We start from the raw sequence: 21,412 nt of genomic DNA, 5'->3' as shown, positions 1-21,412 counted from the left end.
CTCCTTCTATTCTTCAATGATTGCCAAGATGTTGGCTTCGCCTACGATGATGTACTTTTCATCTCCATCCTTGACATCAATACCAGCGTGGGCTTCAACTAAGACACGGTCTCCAGCCTTAACGCTTGGAGCAACCAAGTCGCCATTCAAGGTACGAATACCTTGTCCTGTAGCTATAACTTGGGCTGTTTTGGTTTTTTCTTGGGCTGAGCCTGCAAGGACAAAGCCACCAACAGTTTGTTCTTTTTCTTCGATTTTCAAGACCACACGGTCTCCTAATGGTTTCAACATTTGCTTTCCTCCATGATGACATACATCTTATTAGCACTCTTTATATCTGAGTGCTAAATCATAGTTCTATTGTATCACTTGGTCAGAAATAGTCAAGAAAAAAGTCTGACTTTCTCAAGATAAAAAAGCCTAAGATTGACTCAGGCTTTTCTATGCTTAAAATGGTAATTCTTCCTCTTCCAAGACCAAATCCGCCAAATCCTGACCTGCGTTATTTTCACGCATGGCACGTTGGGCGCGGCTTTCCAAGAGTTGGAATCCTGTGGCAAGGACTTCAGTCACATAGTTGGTCTGACCATTTTTCTCAAAGCGACGGGTACGAAGTTCTCCATCCACAGAGATAAGACTACCTTTGGTCGCGTAACTTGCCAAGGTTTCAGCCAATTTTCCCCAAAGAACCAAATTGACAAAATCAGCTTCACGTTCCCCATTTTGGTCTTTGTAACGACGGTTCACAGCAATCGTTGCACGCGCTACTGACTTGTCATTGTTGGTTTTGTGCAATTCTGGTGTAGACGTCAAACGCCCAATCATGATAACTTTATTATACATTTTTCATCCTCCTGCTTATCTATTCGCAGGAAATCAAAAAAAGTTACAGAAATTTGTAACTTTTCGAAAAAATTTTTTATTTTTTATGAACCATGAAACCTGTCGCCTGTTGATTGGCCATAATAGTCATATCTGTAATCTGCACACGACGGGGGTGACTGGTCACATAGACAACAGTGTCTGCGATGTCTTGTGCCTGCAAGGCTTCGATCCCCTGATAGACACTGGCTGCTCGTTCTTTGTCACCGTGAAAACGTACTGTAGAAAAATCTGTTTCAACAATCCCTGGCTGAATGGTGGTCACCTTGATATCCGTTGCAATGGTATCAATTCGCAGACCATCTGAAAAAGTCTTAACTGCTGCCTTGGTGGCTGAATAGACAGCTGCACCTGCATAGGCATAAATGCCTGCAGTCGACCCCATATTGATGATATGACCTTGATTTGCTGCAACCATGGAAGGCAAGAAAGAACGAGTGACTGCCATCAAGCCCTTGACATTGGTATCTAACATGGTCAGCATATCCAGCTCTTCATAGTCTTGATAGGGAGCCAAGCCAAGAGCTAGTCCAGCGTTATTGACCAAGATATCAATCTGCCCTATCATTTCCAATATATCGGAGCAAACAGTCTTGACCATAGTCATATCCGTCACATCTAGTGAAAAGGTCCAAACTGTTTGATTTGGAAAAGTTTCTGCAAACTCTGACTTGAGGGTCTCTAGTCTGTCTGTCCGTCGCCCTGTTAGAACGACATTCTCCCCCTGCTCCAGATAAGCACGCGCAATCGCTTCACCGATTCCTGAGGTCGCTCCTGTAATCACTACATTTTTTGCCATCTTATTTCCTTCTATACTAGCGAGACAAATACTGACAACTTCCTAGGCAGTCCAATGTTTTGCTGGGTCAAATGGAGTTCCAACAACTTGGTCTTCTGATAATTCAATAATCCCACGTTTTTGCGGAGCATTTGGCAAGGCAAGTTCACGAGGGCTGCACATCATACCAAAACTCTTTTCACCACGAAGTTCGCCTGGGAAAATGAGATTTCCTTTTGGCATCATAGCTCCCGGAAGAGCTACAATGGTTTTCAAACCAAGACGCGCATTGGGAGCCCCTGCAACAATTTGCACTGTCTTATCACTGGCGACTGCAACTTGGCAGATATTGAGGTGATCGCTATCTGGGTGAGCTACCATGTCGACAATCTCACCAACAACAAACTTAGGTTCCTTATCATTAACAATTTCTTCTGTAAAGACTTCTGCCTGCAACTCTTGGTTCAAACGAGCGACTTGCTCATCTGATAAAAAGACCTGACCACGCTCTGCAATTGCAAACAAACTTGAAAGGTCAAAAATATTCCAAGCCACTGTTTCTCCATTTTCTTTGAGGAAAACACGGGCTACCTTGCCTTTACGCTCCACGTCCAACTTGGCATCTCCGCTGTTTTTCACGATGATCATAAGGACATCGCCAACATGCTCTTTGTTATATGTAAAAATCATTGTTTCCATTTTCTCCTATTTCAGTCCTGCTAAAAAGTCGTTAATTTCTTCCTTGCTTTTACGGTCGCGATTGACAAATCGGCCGATTTCCTTGTCCTTTTCTAGCACAACAAGGCTAGGAATTCCGTAAACATCCCACAACTTGGCGAGATCCATAAATTCATCACGATCTACTCGAATAAAGGTAAATTCAGGATTTTCTGCCTCAATCTCTGGCAAGGCAGGATAGATATAACGACAATCGCCACACCAGTCCGCCACAAAAAGAAAGACCTTCTTGCCATCCTGCTCGACAAAACCTGCGAGTTCTTCTATACTATTGGGAGTAATCATAAGACTTCCTCCTCATAGACCAGGTCTTCATTTTCATAGACAAAGGTATAGTGACGACCATCCTTAAAAATGACCCCTCCGACGAGTCGCTCTAGACTACTTTCGTAGACTTGAACATAGAGAGTCGCAATCTCACCCATATCTGAGAAAAGTTCGCGCACGATAGCGGTCAACTCTTCTTGCGTCTTCATGAGCTTGTGGTTATCTGCTGCTTTTTTGGCACCCAAAGCGAGGGCACTTAGACCAGCCACTGTCAAGCCAGTCATCCATAATTTCTTAGCTTTCATACCTTTCATTGTAACACAAAAAGGGCTTTAGGACAAATAGGGAAGCAGTATATAGGAAAGGAAAATCCCCTTCCTCAATGAGGAAAGAGGACATCTAATTCTTATTGCCAAGCGCCTGAGTTGCTGACATAATAACCATTAGGTGTGTAGGTGTTGCGAAGCATCTTACCTGAGGAATCCAAATAGTACCACTTGCCCTTGTCTTTGATCCAAGCATTGGACTTCATGGCACCTGACTCAGTAAGATAGTACCAGTTCCCTTGGTTATAAATCCATTCTTGGTTGGCCATAGCACCTGAACCCTTGAGGTAATACCAAGATCCACCATAGTAGAACCAGTCATCTCTCAACAGTGCACCTGAATCAGTCAAGTAATACCAAGCATCCCTATCATAAACCCAAGTACTCTTTTTCATCTTCCCTGAGTCTGCCAAATAATACCATTTACCTTGGATATACACCCATTCTTGGCTTGCCATAGCTCCTGATGATTTTACAAAATACCAGTTGCCTTGGTCATAAATCCATTCGTTACTCGCCATGGCTCCTGAAGATTTGAGATAGTACCAACGATTATTGTAAAATTTCCACTCATTACTCATCATAATACCTGAATCTTTGAAATAGTACCAAATATCTTCACTGCAGATCCAACCACCATGAATCATGCCACCAGCCCCATCCATGAAATACCAATATCCTTGGTATTTTAACCAGTCATTTTTAACTAGCTCGCCTTGTTTTTGGTAGTACCAGATTGAGTCTGATTTGAACCAGCCTGCAGTTTCAAAAATTGGATAAAAACTTAGCAAACTAGTTCCGCTGTATGGTCGAGTTATTTCTCCGGGTTTCTCAAGCTTCACACTATCATATTGACTTCCTCTCCATGCTACGACCTTCTTACCCTTAGAAGTATCAGGCAGGGTTGCTGTATAAGTCTTTGTTTCATAATCCCATTTTGTATCTAAATAAGTATATTGGTCTTTTCCTTCTTCGAGGCGATAATAACTACTTTTTCCACCGTGATAAATATCATCCATGACTTTCGTAGACCAAGTCTTGACTTCCTCTCCACTCTTGGCTTCCACCTTGATATCTCCACGATAACCATAAGGCACGTAGAAATGTAAGAAACGTCCCTCTTCACCGATCATGGACTTTTCCTTTTCCTGCCCTAGGAAATTCGTCGTTTGATCCTGACCATTTAGGCTGACCGTCCACTCGATTTTTTCAGTTTTCGGCAAATCCAAAACCTGAATATCTACTTCATGTCCATTATTAAAGCGAGCTACCTTGCCATTTTCATAGACAATACCACCTTTAATCGGCCAGAGCTCTTTTAGTTCAAAGGCTTGACCAGTTTGGGGGAGAGCTAGTAGAGCTAGACCTGTAAGTGCTAAACCTAACAAGTTCCATTGTTTCAATTTGTTCTTCATGGCACTTTCCTCCTTTGTTTACATACCATAAAGTGGGGACTATAAAACTCAGTAAATGTCTTGGACTACCGTGCGGTTTTCTTCAAGTGAAATGACTTTCTTTTCAAACTGCAAATCATGCATACAAGCAGCCAAATCCTTTTCAATTTCTTCTAACGCTTCTAAACGCATCTCGACAGAAGTATTTTCATTACCTTGGATGATGAAGATAGCATTTTTCGTGTCCTCATCAAATTTGTAGTGTTCACTATCGCGAACATCTAGCCAAGCTAGGACACCATTTTCATCACGATAGACATAATCCGTCTTGGATACATGTTTTTCAGTTGATAAGATTGGCAGGAATACATCCTCTTTTTGGCTGACAGAAAACTCTATCTGCTCCCCAATCTTATCTAAGTCATGCCCACCAATCGCCAGCAAAGAAGAAAGCGCCTCTACATTGTAGATATCGATGATACTATTGATGTGAGGGAGAGAGCCACGATGCTGGATATTGCGAATAAGGGCGACAACTGTTGGCGGATTCTTCTTGACGCTACGCCCAACTCGCTGGAGCAATTTGGTATAGCCTTGAACAACAGAAGACTCTTGAACTTCTTTTACATCACACTCTACCGCCCATTTCTCCCTCTCCTCTTTCTTTTTCAGAAAAGTAAGAGGCAAATCAGCATGAGGATCGACATTTTTAGCAATACCAATCACGACATTCTTGATCCCCAAGTCATACAAACTTTTATCTAAACGAAACTCCATAGACAAGCACCTCCTTTGAAAGATGTACACCATCCCACCTTCATTTTACACCTTCTAGCCCTTGATTTCAAGGAAATCATCAACTCCCTCCCGACAAATAAAAAGAGAAGATCAAACTGATCTCCTCTGTGAGGCTTCTTATACTTCGTCACTTGTTTCAGCGTCATCGTCAGAAAACTCGTCGTCTTCTTCGTTGAGATCCACGTCTTCACCCAAGTCATCAGGAGCGATTTCGTTGATTTCTGCATCGTAAGCTTCCACTTCATTTTTCTCATCATCTGGATTTTCATCATCATATGAAAGAGCTGGATCAGCTTCGTACGCGTCCTCGTCTTCTGGATCATCTGCATTGTAGTCAATGGCATCTGAATCACCATCCATGAAGGCATTGACACGCTGCTTCTTAGCTTTTGGTGCTACTTCATCGTCGTCACTTTCTTCAAGAGCGATGATTTCTTCGTCGATTTCGTCTACACCATACCATGAACGAAGACCCCATTTGTTGTCCCCAAGAGAGATGAAACTACCGTCAAAGTTCAACTCTGTGTAGAACAAAGGCAAAGCTTCGCGGATATCGCTGTTTGATGTTCCAAGGTAGTTTTGAATTTCGTTTACAAGATCGCTAAAATGCATCTCATGATCGCGACCACGAAGTTCCAAGATAGCACGCGCTACCTCAATCATAGATAGTTCACTTTTTTCTTGCCCAGCAAATACTTCTAATTCCAAAGCGTTTCTCCTCATTTTTACTACTATCGCCAGAGCGAACAGACTCTGACCTCATTTTATCATGTACTCTTTATTGTACGATAATTTTGCGGAATAGTCAAAGGTTAAATGGGAGAAAGTGACAGGACTTTTTATTTCTTTGCTACCCAGCCGATGGTGTCGCTAGGTGGATTTTCGATATCAATCCAGATGAATTCAATACCGATTTCTCCATTTTTAAACTTAGTCAAGCGGATACCGTTGATTTCAAGTTCATTGAGTCTTTGACCTGTCAAGACTTCACGCTCCTTCAACTGAAAAACACCACGTAAAATCCAATTTCCAAGGATTTCTTGCTTATCAGTAGACTGAATAGCCTTGCCAGCTTCTTGGTTGATATAGGCGTTTATAACATCACCAGAAGGTAAAAATCGTAGTTTAAAGGTTCTTTCTTCCTTGGATAGAGCTAGTTTTTTAGTGCCATGTTCAAAAGTCCCAAATCCTGGACCAAAGAAATCCGGTCTTTCGTCATGGAAGTTCTTGGAGTCAGGCAGAGGAATATAAACTTCACTAACTGGACGATAAACCAGCTGTTCAATTTCTTTAATGAGTTTTGCATTGCCAGTCTTGTGGACAAAGTGAATCAAATCCTCACGAATCGCCTTCATCTTAACTTTTTCTTCCTTGCTAGTCCACTTTTTCAAGAGGATTTCTTCTAGAGAGAAGGTCACAAAAGCTAGTTCTTCTGGAGCCAGACTATCTTTGAATTTTTCCTGAATCTTTAAAATCCGTGGCAGACGACCTTTCTTAGCTAGTTTTGAACCACCATTAAAGGCATTGAAACCAGAGTTTTCTTCCACATTTCCATGTTTGTCTGTGATAACCCAAGACACTGTTTCTAAGATATCGGATTGTTCCTTTTCAGCTGTTAGTAAATGAAGATTTTCAAACAGAGAAAAAGGATCTTCAATATAATGGACATCCCAAGTATCTACCACAATGTCTTTATTATTAAAAGTCATGTGAAGCTGGCTGTCAGCTGCTGTGTACTTGTAGTGGTGTTGTCCATCCGTAAATCGAAAATTAGTAGGATTGTTTTTGGTAGTTGATCCTTCAATGGCCAGATTATCGATATCAACTGGTAAATAAGATGTTTCACCGACAAAAATCTTAGGATTTTCACCCTTTGCTGTCGGCATCAGGACATGGTAAACAGCTTCAACATTGACCGAGTCAGAATTGAAACCTTTGATTTGTGCCTTAGAAGATTCAATTCTCTGGTTTCTTAAAGTCGCAATCTTTCGAGCCAACTCTTCATAGCGCTGATAGTTTGCCTTGTCTGCTGTTTCTTTATTAGCTGAGCTATCCGCGTGAGACTTGATATCACTCAACAAATCCGTCCAAGATTGAGAATCCTTCTTAAACTGAGCGATTTTTTGGTCTCCTGAATTAATTCCAAAAGACTTAATACCCACTAGGTATTTATGATTTTCATCTACGACGACAGAAGCATCATAGGAAGTATTGGCTATATCTTCCCCAACGGCATTAAAAGCTTTCTGGAAAACGGTCTCCTGAAATTTGGAATTAACAATCGGAGCAACATAATTCTCTGTTTGCCCCTCTTCTTCGGATTCAGACTTTTGAGAGAAAGCTTGGCTCAAACTAGCGAAGTTGGTAATTAAGGTTTTGTATTTTTCTTTTTGTTCTGTTTTTAGATGTTCCCACATAAATTATGCCTCACTTACCTATCCTATTTGAAAGAAGACTAGCTTAATCACTAGCTCCCACTTATATATTTCGGAAAAACTATTAAGAATACTCTAATTTATCAAATTGCCACGATTTTCGGGCAATGTAATACGCTCTTCATCCGAAACAACAAAACACAAATATTTATGATCTATTTATGGACAGCATATAAAACTCTTTACTTTTTTTATTACGAATCAATGATCTATACTGTTTAGAAGAAATAACCTCAAGATTATCTCTGTATTCCGTAAAGATTTTTTCGTATGCCTCAGCTTCATTCCGTACAAAATCTTTAACATACGACTCACCTTCAAACTGACCATTCATCTTAATGTAGATAATTGCAATTTTTCCCGAACGATGAAGCTGAGATTTCCCTTTGCTTTTATTTAAGGCCTTGGCAACATTCTCTGCGATGCGTTTAATCACGGGAACGACTACGCTGTTTCCAGCCTGCTTGTAGAGCTGACCGTTAGAAACCCCTTCTGGGATTTTAAAGGATTTAGGATATCCTTGAACGTTAAAGGTTTCTTTGGGAGTTAACTTCCGAATCTCGCCACTGTCTGTTAGGATCAATGGAACATTGTGTCCACCTGTTCCCATATTGGCTGTGAGGGTAGGGACAACGCCATTTTTATTTTCACGAACGTATTGGCGGCGCCACTGGTAAACTGTATCTTGACTGGTGACTTTAAACTTCAACTGGTCGTAGAAATTCTGCTTGCCTTCACGGTAGTAGTAGATCTCGTCTAGCTTATCGCCGAAGTTAATGACATCTTGAAGAGAAGTCGTGAGCTTGATTTCCTCTGGAAACTCAAACAAATCATAAGCTTCCTTGGTATCAAAACCAACGATGTAAATCCGCTCACGGTTTTGTGGGATATTTCCATAGTCTTTCCCGTTGAGGACCTTCCACTTGATAAAGTAGTTGTTTTCGGTCAAGGCTTCACGAATCACCTTGAAGGTATTGCCATGGTCATGACCGACCATGTTCTTGACGTTTTCGATGAAAATGGCGCGAGGTCTGCAGCCCTCAATCATGCGAAGCAACTCAAAGAAAAGATCACCACGATCATCATCAAAGCCCTTGCGATAACCCGCAATACTAAAGGCCTGACAAGGGAAACCTCCCATAATCACATCCACACGTTCAGCCGGAATATCCTCTGGCTGAACAGCGTGAATATCACGACCATCCAAATAGGTATCTGGATGGTTTAACTGATAAGTCTGACGCGCATACTTATCAAATTCATTGGCATACACCACTCTGAACTCGTTGGTCTGTTCAAATCCCAACTCAATTCCCCCAACACCTGAGAAGAAAGCTGCAATGTTGTACTTCTCAGAGCGGTTCGAACTTACAGAATTTGTCATGTAGTAACCTGCTTTCTAATGAACATATTCGTAGATACATTTAAAAAAAGTTGATTTTCATAGCAAAAAATATTTTAGCATTTAATCAATCTTTAAATATTTGCTCAAAAATATTTCTCCATTCTTCTGGAACTTTATTATAATCGTAACCATCTTCTGTTATCCAATTATCCTGTATATATTTAAAGGCTCTATAAGGTTTCTCACTACTAGGAGCTATATATCCTAAAACATCTTCAATGCATTCCTCTAAAACAAATAATTGTGAATCACAATCTAAAGCTTCTCTAATAGGGACATTATATTTCGTTGCTCCAGGTGTTCCTTCATCTCTATCATGCATAACATAAGGTATAATTCCCATAGATTTCATATACTTGATTACAGAAATAATTACCGGTTTCCCTCTTGCACGTACAATTTGCCAGTCACACTTGATTTTTTTCCTCAAATCTTCTGGAGCAGCTAATATTGTTTCTCTAAGCACAAGCTCCTCGGTATCTCCTTCAACTAATAATATCTTTTTAGCAAAGAATACTCTTGACAAGTAATCATCCATTTTTAGTAGCATTTTTACGTAACTTTTATCTTCTGTCTGCAATTCTTTAAATGCTTGTTCATGATTAAACGCAATATTCTTTATAATACTAATTTCGCCAACATCAATTGATAGGTAATTTAAAACTTGCCCTGCCTTTCTACTTAAATCAATCATATATGGTGAATGGGATGTACAAATTATTTGGTTACTACCGGAACAAGCTAAATCATATATTGTATCTCTCATCTGATTTGCAGCATTTGGATGAAGATATATTTCGGGTTCTTCAAAACAAATTACTAGATTTCTATCAGATTCAATTTTTCGTAAATCTCTCTCAGCTTTATATTTTAATAATGCAAAGACAGCAGAACGAATAACTCCAGTTCCTTGGTGCTCAACTGATGTTTCAATATTACTAAGCATTGTAATATTGAAAGTTGGTTTAATTGTTTTATCAGGATCAGAAAGAACTGTCGTGGCTTTCATAGATATACCTGAAAAAACATTGTCCATAGTTTTATTTAGTTCAGACATCATTTTTCCAAATGATGTCTGGTTATTTTCAGCATCCATCTCTTCTGATAATAAATTTAAATACTTTTGTGCCTCTTTATAATTAGTCGAAGACTCTCTAACTTCTGTAAATAGTTCAGAAAGAATAGATTGTAATGCTCCTTTATTTTCTCCCAAATCTTCGCGCCTATCATAAGCGGGGATATATAAAATTTTTGGTAACTTAGTTAATACATTCCCTGCAATACCCCCGGGATTTTCTACCCAAGTCTCATTTTCACTGTAATTATAAAAGTCAAAATAAGACTCATGAGTTTCAAAAAATTCTTTTAATTCTTTTTTATTCAATACTTTTTTGAAATCATTATATGAACTATCTAACTTAGAGCCATCAAATCCACTTTCAATAAATTGTTCTATTGTATTAAACTTATCAAATTCAGGTTTTAATTTTTTCTCTAGACTCTTAGCTTCTACTTTACGAGAACCAGTTTTTGAAAATGTCTTTCTATAAAAGAAACTAAACTTTGTATCTGTTCCTTCTTGATAAGGAAACAAACGTCCTTTAAAACCACGCCAATGTTTTGCCTCTTCACCTATGTCTCGAAACTCAGCGTCCAATACTATGCTATCTGCACGCTCACCATTTTCATCTAGATAGAATAAGCTCTCATCAACTTTTTTACTATCAGAAAGTAACAATTCCACAGCTTCAAGTGCACTAGTTTTACCGACATTATTCTCACCAATAAGAAATGATGCATCCGAGAATATCAACTCAGTTTCTTTATGTCGTTTATATCCCTTAATAACAATTTTATGTAATTTCAAGTTTATTATCTCCTAGAATGTTATCCCACCAACTTCTTCATCTCATCAATACGTGCGACAGTCGCGTCGTATTTCGCTTGGTAGTCGGCTTGTTTGTCACGTTCTTTTTGGACGACTTCTGGTTTGGCGTTGGCTACGAAGCGTTCGTTAGAGAGCTTCTTACCGACCATGTCCAGTTCTTTTTGCCATTTAGCGAGTTCCTTGTCGAGACGAGCGAGTTCTTCTTCGACATTGAGGAGGTCAGCCAGTGGCAAGTAGATTTCTGCTCCTGTGATGACGCTTGACATCGCGAGTTCAGGCGCAGGGATGTTTGATGCGATTTCCAAGTGTTCTGGATTTGTGAAGCGTTTGATGTAGTTGACATTGCTGTTAAAGAAGGCTTCCAAGTCGCTATCGCTTGTCTTAACAAGGATAGTGATAGGCTTGCTTGGGGCAACGTTTACTTCCGCACGCGCATTCCGAACGGCACGGATCAAGTCTTTGAGACTTTCCACACCTGTGTGGGCCGCAAGGTCCTCAAAGGCTGGGTTGACAGTTGGGTAAGCAGCTGTTACGATAGAGCCTTCTGAGATTTGTCCAAAGATTTCCTCTGTCACGAATGGCATGATTGGGTGGAGGAGACGAAGGATCTTGTCCAAAGTGTAAAGGAGAACAGAACGTGTGATAACTTTCTCTTCTTCGTTATCGCTATAAAGGACTTCCTTAGTCAACTCAACATACCAGTCCGCAAACTCGTCCCAGATGAAGTTGTAGAGGATGTGGCCAGCCACACCAAATTCAAACTTATCAAAGTTGGCAGTTGCTTTTCCGATTGTTTCATTGAGGTTATGGAGAATCCAGCGGTCTGTGACATTTCCAGCTTCCTTATTGACAACCTTTTCGACATTGGCTGTTGCTTGCTCAAGGGTCAATCCTTCATTGTTCATGAGGATGTAGCGAGAGATGTTCCAAATCTTGTTAATGAAGTTCCACGAAGCATCCATTTTCTCGTAAGAGAAGCGCACATCTTGACCTGGTGCAGAACCATTTGAAAGGAACCAACGAAGGGCATCGGCACCGTATTTCTCAATGACATCCATTGGGTCAATCCCGTTTCCGAGAGATTTAGACATCTTGCGTCCTTGCTCATCACGAATGAGACCGTGGATAAGAACGTTTTGGAATGGTTGACGGCCAGTGAATTCCAAAGATTGGAAGATCATACGAGATACCCAGAAGAAGATGATGTCGTAACCTGTTACCAAGGTTGACGTTGGGAAGTAACGTTTGAAGTCTTCTGAGTCGACATTAGGCCAGCCCATGGTTGAGAATGGCCAAAGGGCAGAGCTGAACCACGTATCCAAGACGTCCTCGTCCTGAGTCCAACCGTCACCTTCTGGAGCTTCTTCACCGACATACATTTCACCCTCAGCATTGTACCAAGCAGGGATTTGGTGACCCCACCAGAGCTGACGAGAGATAACCCAATCGTGGACATTTTCCATCCATTGAAGGAAGGTATCGTTGAAACGAGGTGGGTAGAATTCTACCTTGTCCTCTGTGTCTTGGTTGGCAATAGCGTTCTTCGCCAATTGGTCCATCTTAACGAACCACTGAGTAGACAAGCGTGGTTCAACCACAACACCTGTACGCTCTGAGTGACCAACACTGTGGACACGTTTTTCGATTTTAACGAGGGCACCAATTTCTTCCAACTTGGCAACAACTGCCTTACGAGCTTCAAAACGGTCCATGCCTGCAAATTCAAAGGCCAAGTCATTCATGGTTCCGTCGTCATTCATAACGTTGACTTGTGGCAAGTTATGGCGTTGACCAACCAAGAAGTCGTTTGGATCGTGGGCAGGCGTGATTTTCACGACACCAGTACCAAACTCTGGATCAGCGTGCTCGTCTCCCACGATTGGGATGAGTTTATTAGCGATTGGCAGGATAACGTTTTGCCCAATCAAGTCTTTGTAGCGCGGGTCTTCTGGATTGACCGCAACGGCAACATCCCCAAACATGGTCTCAGGACGAGTGGTCGCTACTTCAAGGGCGCGTGAACCGTCTTCCAGCATGTAGTTCATGTGGTAGAAGGCACCTTCGACATCCTTGTGAATCACCTCGATATCAGAAAGGGCTGTGCGAGCTGCTGGGTCCCAGTTGATGATAAATTCACCACGGTAGATCCAACCTTTCTTGTAAAGGTCCACAAAGACCTTGCGAACGGCTTTTGACAAACCTTCGTCAAGAGTGAAACGCTCGCGAGAGTAGTCTACAGAGAGACCCATCTTACCCCATTGTTCCTTGATGGTAGTCGCGTATTCGTCTTTCCATTCCCAGACTTTCTCTAGGAATTTTTCACGCCCCAGGTCGTAACGGCTAATACCCTCACCACGCAAGCGCTCCTCAACCTTAGCCTGAGTGGCAATCCCCGCGTGGTCCATCCCCGGAAGCCAAAGCGTATCAAAGCCTTGCATGCGTTTTTGACGGATAATGATATCCTGCAAAGTCGTATCCCAAGCGTGACCAAGGTGAAGTTTCCCAGTTACGTTTGGTGGCGGAATCACGATTGAATACGGCTTAGCCTTTTGATCGCCTGAAGGCTTGAAAACATCCTCGTCAAGCCATTTTTGGTAACGACCAGCCTCAACCTCGGCTGGATTGTATTTAGGTGAAAGTTCTTTAGACATGTGTGTTCTCCTTGTTTAAGTAGTTCAATATCTTAAAAATTTGTTCTAATTCTTGTTTTTGCAGATAAGATTTCATATAGTCATAATTTGGCAATCCAGTGTTAGTAACTGGTAACATGATCTTTTGACGTTTCATACGTTCGCCATTGAATTTATAACCATAGGCATACTTGATTTTTTGAGACAAAATCGTTTGTTTCAAGAAAAGGTAGGTATATTTGTTTCCGTATATTTCGTCTTTCCATTTTAATCGTTTGACATCATCAGAAAAAATGGCTTCGTAGGGATGATAGAAATTTTCAACGACGCTACCATTGTAATTTACACCGAGTACATTTGCATCGAGACTTTTATTTGTATTAGATACAAAGGCTGTAACCCCATTATCGCTATCGCTAGCACCTACAAATGGTCTCAATCCTATTTTTTGATTGGCTTTTGTTAAACGAATGCCCGATTTAATTTCACAAACATCCTCAATCCAGAAATCTTTCCAAGAAATTTCACAAACTTTTTCTTCAAGAATGGTCATCATTCTGATATATATATATATATATTCGAGCACTTCTTGGACTTTGTCAAGTTCTAATTTTTTCACAAAGTCAGACATATATTGGAAATTAGGGTTACCTTCTTTATCAACTGGAAGAATGAGTTTTTCTCTTTTTATACGGGTGTCGTTAATCTCTCTGTTAAAAGAATATTTTTCTTCTAAGCGTTTAACAACGGTAGATAAAAATAGATAAGCGTATTTGTCTGCATTCTCAGACTTTAAAGCTGTTACGTGATCACTAGCCACAAACTCAAATTGCTGATAAAAAGTGGAACCGACACTTCCGCTATTGGCAAGAGTGAGGACATCTTCAAACTTTCGGACTCCTGTATCATTTCCAATAAAGGCATCTACACCATTGTTTTCAGAAGTTGAGGAAATATATGGTGTAGGACCGTCTGCCTGATTAGCTTTTGTCAGACGTTTTCCTCTTTGAATTTCTTGAAAAACTTCAGTGAAACGAAACGTTTTCCATTCCACCTTATCTAGTCCTACCACATCTCCAGCTAACTCAACCAATTTACGCTCATAATAATCAATAATTTTCTGAGCTTGTTGTTTCTGTTCTTGTTTGATGTAATCTTCCATAAACTGCCAGTTAGGCTGACCTTGAAAATCAATAGGAAGCTTGAGCTTTTGATTTACTAATATTCTAGTTGAAAGTTGATAACCATAACTATATTTAAAAGAGAAATTCTTTATCAAAGGTATTAGGAAAAGAGCACTCTCACTTTTTAATTCATATCTACACGGTTTTATGCCATGTATTTTCATATCCAAACTTACTGTATCTTTATGATAAAAAACACTTCCTAAAAAAGAAACACTTATAAAATTTGAAAAATATCTCGCTTTTTCTTCATACCGACTTGTAAACATAGCAACCCCATTATTAACATCTGTTGCTGTAATGCGAGGTATTGTTCCTGACTTAGGATTATCAATAAGAGAGCCAGTAAAAATTTCAAAAATATCCCCTACCTTAAACTCTCCCCATTCCACATCCGTCAATTTTAACTTACTCATCTTTGTCACCTGCCATTAGTTTTTTGATTTGCTTGTCAAAATCCGACACAATTTTCTGGGTACGGTTGAATTTCTCATATTCTTGACTGGCTTTCTCATCTGCTTCTTTTTTAGAAATGGACCCTTTTCCTTCTAGAATGTCATATTCATTAAAAGAAAGGAAGCGGTCAATACTTTCCGCCAAAGATTGCATGGTAAAGGTATTACGTCGCTCAACCAAACCTTCAATATAGTCAAAGTAAGAGGTTACGGTACGCTCTAGTTGACGGATTTCGGTTTCTTGCAAATAATTCTTAGCAACTGTCACATCCGATTTCAGTACTCGGCCATCTGGGGCATTCTTCCAAATCGTTAATCCCATTTGTTTCTTATCGGCATCTGCCTTATGATAAATAATCTCAGCAGCAGTATTACCAGTAATAGCATAATGGAACTTGTTCTGCACCATAGCATAGAAATTCTTAGTGATTTCAGAATTTCGATCGTAGTCAATAGCGCATTCCGCAAAAATATCGGTTATTTGCTGATAAATACGGCGTTCACTGGCACGGATGGAACGGATTCGCTCTAAGAGTTCACGGAAGTAATCTTGACCAAAGACCGTTTGTCCCTGTTTAAGGCGTTCATCATCAAGTACGAACCCCTTAATAATAAATTCTTTTAAGGTATTCGTTGCCCAAATTCGAAATTGAGTCGCCTTTGTTGAGTTAACGCGATAACCAATTGATATAATGGCATCAAGATTGTAATATTCCAATTCACGCTGAACCGCTCTATTTCCCTCTTTTTGAACTGTTCGAAATTTTCGAACAGTTGCCATCTTATCTAACTCGCCATCACTATAAATATTTGATAAATGGTGACTAACCGTTGATTTAGAAACTCCGAACAACTCAGAAATCCCTTTTTGTGTCAACCAAAGATTTTCATCTTGTAATAGAATATCTAAATTAACATCACCATTAGGTGTCGTATAAAGGACAAAATTAGAAATTTCATTCATACTTGTCACCTTTTTCCGCTACCATCGGAAGTTCCTCAATATCGGTATTTTCTTGATAATTCTCTTTTTCTTCTATTCCGAAAAGATAACCTCGACCATGAGTAATCATATTGACTTCAAAAGTTAGATAATCTGCAATGGTCTTTTGAAAATCTTCCTCAGAAGGAATTTCATCATTAAAGTAATAGAAAGAGTGAAGCCATTCATCGTCAGCTTCAATTGTTGTTTGAACACAGAACTTAGTTTCTGCTTCCGTACGATCAAACCAGACATCAAGCAAGTGTTGTTTTTTATCCTTAGCTGTAGCTGTTTCAACCAGACCGATATGTTTAGAAACTTCAAAACCATCATTTTCAAAGTTGATAAATTTGCATTCTTTTTCCGGACGATGTGGAATACCAGCTGTAAATACTGCAATACAGGGATTTGTTCCTACTCCATAAAAGGTATTCTTATTAAGTGTGATAACCCCCTCTAAAGTATGATGTTTTAAAATGTTTTGTTTAGCTACTTTTTCAAACTTGGTCTTTCCTGTAAAGGTGGACTGAGGAACAATCACAACCGCCTTAGCACCTTCGACTAAAGAGTTTAACAGGTGTTCTGTAAAATTGATTTCATACAGTTCGGTATTTGCTGTAGAACCCATTGAATATGGAGGATTCATCATACCAACGTTGCATTGTTTTAGCTGAAGCTTACTAGGATTTTGGCGTAGAAAATCTTGGTTTTCAAGGTTACTTTTCCCATCACCACGTAATATCATATTCGTCGTAGCAATTGTAAACATATAAGATTGTTCTTCAATCCCAAAGAGCTGATATTTCCGAATTTGGTCACGTTGATAATCACTGTCCGCTTTTGTTAACATATCATGCATAGCGGCGATTAGGAAACCTGCTGTACCGCAAGTCGGATCAAAAACCTTATCAGTCGGCTTTAAATCAACTAAATCACAAAAAAGTTGTGTTATATGTTTTGGTGTTAAAACAATACCTAAGTTCTGACCGTCTCCTCCAGAGTATGACATAAATTCCCCGTAGAAACGACCAAGATAATCTTCGGCAGAATTGTAATATCTTAAGCTTTGATAGATACTTTTATAAAGAAATTCTGTAAAGTATTTGACAGGTGTTTTACCTAGATTAGCATTTTTTTCATTAATTTTCACATCGTCTCTGATGACGGCAAACTGACTAAGTAATTTATCTTTTTTTACTTCGGGAGATACATTAGCACGCTGAAGGTTAGACTTGATGGCAGTATATATCTTTGAGCCGTCTGTTTTTACAGTATCTCCAGTTAAACTTTCCAGAGAGAAGTTTCCATGCTCCGTTTCTCTCAATGCTAACAGAATTCCTGAAACAATCAGAGGTTTGTTCTTTTCCTCAATATTGCCGTAATTTCTCAAATCATTGTGTAAAGTTGCGGCATCTTTTAAAATTTCAGCAGTTTCTTTTTCAAAATTGGTTTCTTCTTGAAGAATCTCTTTTACGTAATACTCATCAATATTATCTATTGAAAATGAAATAAGGGTCTCAATATCCGCAAGTTCAAAATATTCACCACGTTCATTTACAAAAACAGGAGTAATGCGGTGTTTTTTTTCATTACCACTAATTCCCACAGCAATGATTTTTTTGTAACTAACCTTATCTGCTAAATGTTTAGCATAAAAGACGGCTCCGTTAACTGCATAGTCTGTGTTTGATTTAATATCATCAGCAATTAAGTCATCATCTGTATAATTGATATGTTTTGATAAGCCCGGTTTATCCTCAATAATGATTAAAAAATCTTTAACAATTCCAACATATTCTGGGAAACCTGAATTTCCAGTCCCTTTTTTCGAGGCAGTTTTCAGAGCTTCATCAATCTCTTTAACATTGCTTCCTTGGGCATCAAAATTTTCACGAATTCCTGCTTCTTTCAAAAGTTCATGAACCCATAAATCAGTATTTACTTCTTTTTTTGCCATAATTAGTTCCTTTTAATTACTAAACATTCCCACTCACTCTTCAGCAATCCATACCTCAAATCATCACAACGGTTTCCTTGGGCATCTTTGCGGTCTCGGATACGAGCTTCGAGGGTAAAGCCAAGCTTCTCAGCGACTCGTTGACTTTGGGCATTGTAACCAAAGCAAGACAATTCTACCTTATGAAGCCCCAAATCCTTAAAACCTAGCTCAATCAAGGCTCGCGTTGCTTCTGGGACATATCCTCGTCCCCAATAGTCCGGGTGCAAGGTATAGCCAATCTCCAGTACATAATCTTCGTGCCGATGGTTAAAATCAACAGAGCCGATGATAGTATCGGTTCCTTTAACCACTATGCCGTAACCAGCTGGGAGATTGTCCTTTTGATTGCGCTCAGGAAGAATATGCTCCAGATAATAAATCTCATCTTCCAAGGTCTTGACGGGCGGAAAGCCTGCTGGGTAGGCAACTTCTGGCAGACTAGCATAGGCATGAATATCCTCGGCATCCGCCACGGTACGGACACGCAAGACGAGTCGATCGGTTTCTAAACGTTCTGGTAATTGTGCTTGCTCCATCTTCAACCCTCGCTTTCTACAAAAAATCGCCCCTGCCATCAATCTGACAGGGACGAATGTGTTATCCGCGGTACCACCCAATTTCGGGCAGAGATGCCCGCAACTCTCGTCTTTATAATAAAAAGACAATATTATTTCATTTTTCATCCATCAGCAACCAGTTTTGACACATTTGTGGACTTCTCAGCACCGCCACTTTCTGTAAAATGTGGGATTCAAAACACCTCTAATGGCTTTATTGTAACAAGTTTTTGACAGAAATGCAAGGGACAAGAAGAATTACTTGAAGCTGATTCCGTGTTCTTTTAATTTCTTGATCGTAGCTGGGCCGATTCCCTTCAAGGCAAGAAGTTCTTTTTCTGTCCAGTTTTTGAAGTCAGCAGCTGACTTGATACCTTCATCATAAAAAGTCTTCGCACGATCTACTGAGAGGCCACCCAAAGTAGCTGCGAAATCTTCTACTGAATTCGCTACTTTTTGAGCTTGTTCCTTGGTCGCTTCTACAGCTTGTTCCACTTTTTTAGAGACAACTTTTCCTGCTTGGCTGGCAGATTTTTCTGCATGTTTCACGACTTTCTTGGTCTCTTCTACAACTTTGGTCACTGTAGTTGAAAATGCACCTGAACGACGAAGGCTATTTCGCAATTGTTTTTTACGTTGGAGTTTCTTTGACATGATAAAATCCTTTCAATAAAAAATCCCTGCTTTGACAAGGATTTAATAAAAATATTCTATCAAGATTTTGGCAAAAAATCAAGAAAGTATCTGAATTTTAATAGTTTCGCTCACCAAACAAGCCTTCTGGCAGATCATGAAATCCCTTGCCTGCTTTGAAGTTTTCAAACTTACCCAGCAAGAACTGGTAGGCATCCAAGCGACTCTCGTAGCGAATCATGGCATCTTTGGCACGTTCGTCTTGGTCTTCTTCGTAGACCTTTTGACTTTCCTTGTGCGCCATGTCGTTGATCATGATCTGGGTATTGACCCAGGCTTCAAATTCCTTCATAAATTCTTGTTCGTAACTCATTGATTCTCCTTATTCTAATCCACGGAAGTAGTCCGTATCAATCTCACGGTAGGGCTGAATGTCCTGAACATACTCTAGCACGCCTTGGAATTCCCCGTTCTCATCGTGTACCGCAGCGTAGGTGATGTGGACAAACTTGCCTCGCGACTCAGACTTGAACCACATTTCATACTTGTCCTTGAGCCCTTCACGAAGACCTTTCATAACGGCCTTCACCTTTTCTAGGTACTTGGGCGGATGGCAGAGTTCAACATTGCGTCCGACTTGGGACGGCGTCCGTTTGAAAATCATCTCATCAGCTGGCGCATTGTCATTGTAATACTGGAAAATATCGTCTTTATTGACAAAGGTAATCTCCATGGGAAGGTGATTGAGGATGAGGTTGGCCTGCTCTACGGAGAGATAGCCATTGCCAAATACCTGTTGACTATGGCGGTCCAGCACTGCTTCCTTTTCCTTAGGGGTAAAGGTAATGGTAAACTGGCCTTCTGGCGTATCGATAACTTGTTGCACTTGGCCTTCAGCCGTGTCTAGTTGCACGGGCTCCTCTGCACTATTTTCCTCAACGAAACTCTGGCGTTCTGGCACCCATTTCTCTGACGGACGGATGATGGCATAGCCGTAGGCATCGCTCTCCTCCGCAATCTGAAGCCAGTCATCCTGCGTAAAGGACTCAAGGAGAATCATGAGAAGGATGGACTCTTCCTTGAAAATCATACTTTCAAACTCTGTTGCAAAAGCTTCAAAATCTTCTTTTACACTGCTAATGGACACTTCTGGCAGTGACTTGGCTGTCGCTAGAGCTGTCTGAAAGAGTTCCCTGATCTGGTCATCCACTCCCCACATAACTTTTGGAGGTGAATCGTGTCCATAGCGCTCCATGATAGGAAAGAAAAGCTCTTCCTTGCGCTGATAGTGGAGGTCAAATTGCCCCAAAAGCCCCATTTGACGGACCAAACCCTTGCGCATCTCCGCAAGCATTTCCTCGTCTTCCATAGACTCATAGGTATCTAACAGTCTCCGAATGCGAATCAAGGCAGCACGGAGGGCTAGATTTTCTTCCTTGAAGACGCGAACTGGGTGACCTGGGTGTTCGGTATCCTCTACTTCGACGCCCTTAACAGCGTTTTTAAAAAGATTGGCATGGACATCACAGAGCTCCATGACATCTTCAAAGGTGACACCTGATTCTGAGTTCATCAGCTCGTGCTCCATGAGGGAAATCTCGATGGCTGAAACACCTGTAAAAGTCGCATCAAAACGCTCCTGAACTGATTCAGGAGAGGCACCATTGTGCAATTCTAACAAAATATCCCGTAGGATATGAATCCGTTCATCTGCCATTAGTCTAATCCAATCACTTCGTAACCATTCGCTTCCAGTGTGCGGACAATCTTGTCCATAGGAGTTCCTTCAAGCTTAGAACCCTGTTTGAGCGATACCTTGCGACCGACTGTGTTGCGCATCAAGGGATTAGCAAGTGGTTTAAAACCGAGCTCTACTAGAATTTCCAAGACTTCTGGATGCTTGTCCACCACTTCTGCAACGGGAATTGACACATCGATGATATTGTCCATTACGACCTCCATGTATGTTCTAATACTCTTCGAAAATCAAATTCAAACCATGTCAGCGTCGCCTTACCGTACTCAAGTACAGCCTGCGGCTAGCTTCCTAGTTTGCTCTTT

Annotated in this window: 21 protein-coding genes; all 21 read right to left on the bottom strand. The window is 40.5% G+C overall.

Annotated features, from left to right (window positions below; translation table 11 throughout):
• Positions 1 to 6 precede the first annotated feature (6 nt).
• On the bottom strand, positions 7 to 291 hold the full coding sequence (gene groES, locus ADI74_RS06760; protein WP_049537919.1) for a co-chaperone GroES: 285 nt from the start codon (positions 289 to 291) through the stop codon (positions 7 to 9).
• A gap of 156 nt (positions 292 to 447) precedes the next feature.
• Positions 448 to 843 carry a single-stranded DNA-binding protein gene (locus ADI74_RS06755; protein WP_049537917.1) on the bottom strand — a complete coding sequence of 132 codons (396 nt, stop codon included), beginning with the start codon at positions 841 to 843 and terminating at the stop codon, positions 448 to 450.
• Between the two features lie 76 nt (positions 844 to 919).
• Positions 920 to 1,681, bottom strand: coding sequence for an SDR family NAD(P)-dependent oxidoreductase (locus ADI74_RS06750; protein WP_049537915.1), 762 nt, complete (start codon positions 1,679 to 1,681; stop codon positions 920 to 922).
• A gap of 42 nt (positions 1,682 to 1,723) precedes the next feature.
• Entirely contained in the window at positions 1,724 to 2,350 is a 627-nt protein-coding gene (ytpR, locus tag ADI74_RS06745) for a YtpR family tRNA-binding protein (RefSeq protein ID WP_049537931.1), read from the bottom strand.
• A gap of 15 nt (positions 2,351 to 2,365) precedes the next feature.
• Positions 2,366 to 2,683 carry a thioredoxin family protein gene (locus ADI74_RS06740; protein ID WP_049537913.1) on the bottom strand — a complete coding sequence of 106 codons (318 nt, stop codon included), beginning with the start codon at positions 2,681 to 2,683 and terminating at the stop codon, positions 2,366 to 2,368.
• Positions 2,680 to 2,979: a DUF4651 domain-containing protein gene (locus tag ADI74_RS06735; RefSeq protein ID WP_049537912.1), complete on the bottom strand. Its 300-nt coding sequence runs from the start codon at positions 2,977 to 2,979 to the stop codon at positions 2,680 to 2,682. Before ADI74_RS06735 ends, ADI74_RS06740 begins: the two co-directional genes overlap by 4 nt.
• Before the next feature lie 92 nt (positions 2,980 to 3,071).
• On the bottom strand, positions 3,072 to 4,406 hold the full coding sequence (locus tag ADI74_RS06730; RefSeq protein WP_065428543.1) for an N-acetylmuramoyl-L-alanine amidase family protein: 1,335 nt from the start codon (positions 4,404 to 4,406) through the stop codon (positions 3,072 to 3,074).
• A gap of 48 nt (positions 4,407 to 4,454) precedes the next feature.
• Positions 4,455 to 5,162 carry a B3/B4 domain-containing protein gene (locus tag ADI74_RS06725; RefSeq protein ID WP_049537911.1) on the bottom strand — a complete coding sequence of 236 codons (708 nt, stop codon included), beginning with the start codon at positions 5,160 to 5,162 and terminating at the stop codon, positions 4,455 to 4,457.
• Between the two features lie 138 nt (positions 5,163 to 5,300).
• Positions 5,301 to 5,891 (bottom strand): DNA-directed RNA polymerase subunit delta, encoded by a 591-nt coding sequence (rpoE, locus tag ADI74_RS06720; protein ID WP_049537909.1) that lies wholly within the window; start codon positions 5,889 to 5,891, stop codon positions 5,301 to 5,303.
• Positions 5,892 to 6,022: 131 nt separating this feature from the next.
• Positions 6,023 to 7,600, bottom strand: coding sequence for a hypothetical protein (locus tag ADI74_RS11230; protein WP_049537908.1), 1,578 nt, complete (start codon positions 7,598 to 7,600; stop codon positions 6,023 to 6,025).
• Between the two features lie 166 nt (positions 7,601 to 7,766).
• Positions 7,767 to 9,002 carry a DNA cytosine methyltransferase gene (locus ADI74_RS06710; RefSeq protein ID WP_049537907.1) on the bottom strand — a complete coding sequence of 412 codons (1,236 nt, stop codon included), beginning with the start codon at positions 9,000 to 9,002 and terminating at the stop codon, positions 7,767 to 7,769.
• A gap of 85 nt (positions 9,003 to 9,087) precedes the next feature.
• The gene (locus ADI74_RS06705) at positions 9,088 to 10,890 is read right to left on the bottom strand and encodes an ATP-dependent nuclease (RefSeq protein ID WP_049537905.1); all 1,803 of its coding nucleotides are present in this window, start codon (positions 10,888 to 10,890) and stop codon (positions 9,088 to 9,090) included.
• A 20-nt stretch (positions 10,891 to 10,910) separates the two neighbouring features.
• Positions 10,911 to 13,562 carry a valine--tRNA ligase gene (locus tag ADI74_RS06700; RefSeq protein ID WP_049537902.1) on the bottom strand — a complete coding sequence of 884 codons (2,652 nt, stop codon included), beginning with the start codon at positions 13,560 to 13,562 and terminating at the stop codon, positions 10,911 to 10,913.
• Positions 13,555 to 15,141, bottom strand: a complete 1,587-nt coding sequence (locus ADI74_RS06695; RefSeq protein WP_049537901.1) for a restriction endonuclease subunit S — start codon at positions 15,139 to 15,141, stop codon at positions 13,555 to 13,557. Before ADI74_RS06695 ends, ADI74_RS06700 begins: the two co-directional genes overlap by 8 nt.
• A complete protein-coding gene (rhuM, locus tag ADI74_RS06690; RefSeq protein WP_049537900.1) occupies positions 15,134 to 16,144 on the bottom strand; it encodes a RhuM family protein in 1,011 nt (336 codons plus the stop codon). Before rhuM ends, ADI74_RS06695 begins: the two co-directional genes overlap by 8 nt.
• The gene (locus ADI74_RS06685; RefSeq protein WP_049537899.1) at positions 16,137 to 18,119 is read right to left on the bottom strand and encodes an HsdM family class I SAM-dependent methyltransferase; all 1,983 of its coding nucleotides are present in this window, start codon (positions 18,117 to 18,119) and stop codon (positions 16,137 to 16,139) included. Before ADI74_RS06685 ends, rhuM begins: the two co-directional genes overlap by 8 nt.
• A 2-nt stretch (positions 18,120 to 18,121) precedes the next feature.
• Positions 18,122 to 18,697: a GNAT family N-acetyltransferase gene (locus ADI74_RS06680; RefSeq protein ID WP_049537898.1), complete on the bottom strand. Its 576-nt coding sequence runs from the start codon at positions 18,695 to 18,697 to the stop codon at positions 18,122 to 18,124.
• Between the two features lie 279 nt (positions 18,698 to 18,976).
• Positions 18,977 to 19,372 (bottom strand): helix-hairpin-helix domain-containing protein, encoded by a 396-nt coding sequence (locus ADI74_RS06675; protein WP_049489719.1) that lies wholly within the window; start codon positions 19,370 to 19,372, stop codon positions 18,977 to 18,979.
• A 97-nt stretch (positions 19,373 to 19,469) separates the two neighbouring features.
• Positions 19,470 to 19,724: a DUF1912 family protein gene (locus ADI74_RS06670; RefSeq protein WP_000119707.1), complete on the bottom strand. Its 255-nt coding sequence runs from the start codon at positions 19,722 to 19,724 to the stop codon at positions 19,470 to 19,472.
• A gap of 9 nt (positions 19,725 to 19,733) precedes the next feature.
• Entirely contained in the window at positions 19,734 to 21,068 is a 1,335-nt protein-coding gene (locus ADI74_RS06665) for a DUF438 domain-containing protein (RefSeq protein WP_049537896.1), read from the bottom strand.
• Positions 21,068 to 21,301, bottom strand: a complete 234-nt coding sequence (locus tag ADI74_RS06660) for a DUF1858 domain-containing protein (RefSeq protein WP_000368739.1) — start codon at positions 21,299 to 21,301, stop codon at positions 21,068 to 21,070. The genes ADI74_RS06665 and ADI74_RS06660 overlap by 1 nt, the downstream gene beginning before the upstream one ends.
• Positions 21,302 to 21,412: the final 111 nt, after the last annotated feature.

The organism is Streptococcus pseudopneumoniae (genome assembly GCF_001074565.1).
Lineage (GTDB): Bacteria > Bacillota > Bacilli > Lactobacillales > Streptococcaceae > Streptococcus > Streptococcus pseudopneumoniae_J.
Note: the sequence above shows the minus strand (reverse complement) of the source record. Positions and strands in the feature narration are given on the sequence as shown.